Origin of the sequence: Roseateles saccharophilus (genome assembly GCF_004342485.1) — a bacterium.
GTDB lineage: Bacteria > Pseudomonadota > Gammaproteobacteria > Burkholderiales > Burkholderiaceae_C > Pelomonas > Pelomonas saccharophila.
In genome coordinates, this window is the sequence record NZ_SMBU01000084.1 from 1 (window position 1) to 2,670 (window position 2,670).

The window sequence follows — 2,670 nt, forward strand, 5'->3', positions numbered from 1 at the left end:
CCATTGCTGACCTCTGCGCGGACGTATCACGCGGTTCAACCGTCAACTCGCGCTCCAATTCCTGGCCGCAGGGATGGTGGTCACGGATTCAGGAACCGGTTAAGGGAGGCTGGACGATTGTGGCTTGGACCGTGGAATAACCACGAGCGGCTAGCCCCTCCCCCGTAGCCAATTTGGAGGGCCTGCGCCTTGCGCGCCGAGCAGATATCTACAGAGATTCACAAGAAATTTTATTCGTTATGGAACAATTTCTGCAATAATCAATGTATTGTTCATAAGGAGACCGGTCATGCTGCTTGAATTTCGGGTTGGAAACTACCGTTCGATCCGTGACGAGCAGGTCCTGAACCTAGTCGCCTCTGGCGACAAAGAGCTGGCTTCGACGCACTTGGCTCCCACCGGGCTGAAGGCGGCGCCCCATGCCTTGCGCAGTGTGGTGGTTTACGGGCCAAACGCCAGCGGCAAGTCCAGCCTGCTGCGCGCGTTGGACTACATGCGTGCCGTAGTGGCCGAGTCGGCCACCGTCATCCAGCCGGGGCAGACCTACAACGTGCCGCCCTTCAAGCTGGACGCGGCCACGGCGCAGCAGCCGACAGAGTTCGAGGTCACCTTCCTGCTGGCTGGCGTGCGGCACCAGTATGCGTTCTCGATGACCCCCCAGCGCATCATCAGCGAGTCGTTGCTGGTCTATCGAAGCAGCAAGCCCACCCAACTCTTCAGCCGGCAGCACGTTGAAGGCGATGGGTATGACTACGAATTCAGCACCTACCTGACAGGACCGCGCAAGCTGTGGCAAGACAGCACGCGCCCCAACGCCCTGTTCCTGTCGATGGCCGCCCAGCTCAACAGCGAGCAGCTCAGCCCGGTGTTCAACTGGATCGTCCGCAACATCACCTTCCTGCCGGCCGGAGCCACCGTCTTGCCCGAATTCACCACGGCGTTGCTCGAGTCCGAGCAAGGGCGTGCCTCCATCCGCGACTTCCTGTCGGCGGCCGACATCTCCATCGCCGACGTTCAGGCGGTGCCTCGCAAGGGCATGCATGCCCAATGGGTGATGAGCGCCAGTGGCTTGCAGGCCAGCCAGGAAGAGCGCGAGTTCATGATGCCGGTGTTCGAGCACAGCACGCCAAGGGGCTCGGCCAAGTTCGAGCTGCATGACGAATCCGAAGGCACGCAGCGCCTGTACGGCCTGATCGCGCCCGTGCTGGACTGCCTGCGCGACGGTCGCGTGCTGGTTGTGGACGAACTGGACGGCAGCCTACACACCCTGCTGGTGCGGCGCCTCGTCACCATGTTCCAGACGCCCGAGCTCAACCCCAATGGGGCGCAGCTGATCTTCAGCACGCACGACACCTCCTTGCTGGACCACACCCTGTTCCGTCGCGACCAGATCTGGTTCACCGAGAAGGATGGTGACCAAGCCACTCGCCTGTACCCGCTGACCGACTTCAGCCCCCGCAAGCAGGAAGCATGGGAGCGTGGCTACCTGGCCGGCCGCTATGGTGCCGTGCCTTTCTTCAGCGATTGGCCCGTGCCCGCCAAGGCTGGGGTGCATTGACGCGATGGGAAAGGACAACCAGCCTAAACACCGGCAGGCCGCCCGCGACCTGAAGCGCCGCGCGGCCGTGCGGCAGCCCTATGAGCGGCTGCTGATCGTTTGTGAAGGCGAGAAGACCGAGCCGCAGTACCTGTGCGAGATCCAGCGCGCCTACCGCCTGGCGACGGCGCACGTCCAAGTGCTTCACAGCCAGTTCGGCACCGAGCCGCAGCAGGTGCTGGAGTACGCCCTGACCGTGTTCAAGGACGGAGACCGCGATCGCGGCCTCCATCCGCGTGGCTTCGACCGGATCATCGTGGTGTTCGATCGCGATGAGCACCAGAGCTATCACGCTGCGTTGGCCCAAGCGGAGGCGCAAAACGGCAGGCTCCGCAATGACAACGGGGTTGCGGTTCCCGTGGAGGCCGTGGCCTCAGTGCCTTGCTTCGAACTTTGGCTTCTGCTGCACTTTGAAGAGGTGCTTGCGCCGCTGCACCGCCACGAGGCGCTGGAGCGCCTGAAGAAGCATCTCCCCGGCTATGAAAAGGGCGGCGGCGGTCACTGGGCGGCCACATCAGGCCGGGTGGCCGTTGCCACCCAGCGCGCGCTTCGCTTGGCCGAGACCGCGACGGCTCACGATGGCGCGCAACCCTACTCAGCGATGCACGAACTCGTCTCGCGTCTAGCGCACCTGAAAGACTGATCACCTGGCCCTGCGCCGCGAGTCGCCGAGCGTCACGCAACGTTACGTCGCGTTCGGTCCTGGGCAGAGAGCTAGCCCTAACCCAGCCCGACGTGCCTACCTGCTTCTGTTCGCTCGTCTACTTGTCGGAGGGCTGGCTAGGGCGTCAGCCTGCGCGTTGTGAGGGGTGGTCGACTCTATGCGGCCGAGGTCAATCCGTAGCTCGAAGGTCACCTGCGCCAAGCACCGCTCCAACCGCTCTCGGTCCATCCTCGCCTCGCTTCGTCCGTTGTCATTCCGGATGCAAGGTTCTCAGCATCGCCGGCTATCCGGGAGATGGGTTCCCGGAACGTTTACGCGAGCAGGTCGTGCTGTGCAGCCGCTGCGACCGCGGCCAACGCTACTGTGGCCGGACGTGCTCCGAGGCGGTGCGCCGAGAGCGCCAACGCGA

The 2,670-nt window shown here is 63.6% G+C and carries 2 protein-coding genes; both read left to right on the forward strand.

The genetic code is table 11. From position 1 onward, the window contains the following. Positions 1-289 precede the first annotated feature (289 nt). Positions 290-1,558, forward strand: coding sequence for an AAA family ATPase (locus tag EV671_RS26385; protein WP_132576871.1), 1,269 nt, complete (start codon positions 290-292; stop codon positions 1,556-1,558). Positions 1,559-1,562: 4 nt separating this feature from the next. Continuing rightward, positions 1,563-2,240 carry an RloB family protein gene (locus tag EV671_RS26390; protein ID WP_132576872.1) on the forward strand — a complete coding sequence of 226 codons (678 nt, stop codon included), beginning with the start codon at positions 1,563-1,565 and terminating at the stop codon, positions 2,238-2,240. Positions 2,241-2,670 lie beyond the last annotated feature (430 nt).

What these genes read in the sequence shown, in the direction of transcription:
- EV671_RS26385 (WP_132576871.1), top strand. Translation starts at nt 290, where the DNA reads ATGCTGCTTGAATTTCGGGTTGGAAACTACCGTTCGATCCGTGACGAG.
- EV671_RS26390 (WP_132576872.1), top strand. Translation starts at nt 1,563, where the DNA reads ATGGGAAAGGACAACCAGCCTAAACACCGGCAGGCCGCCCGCGACCTG.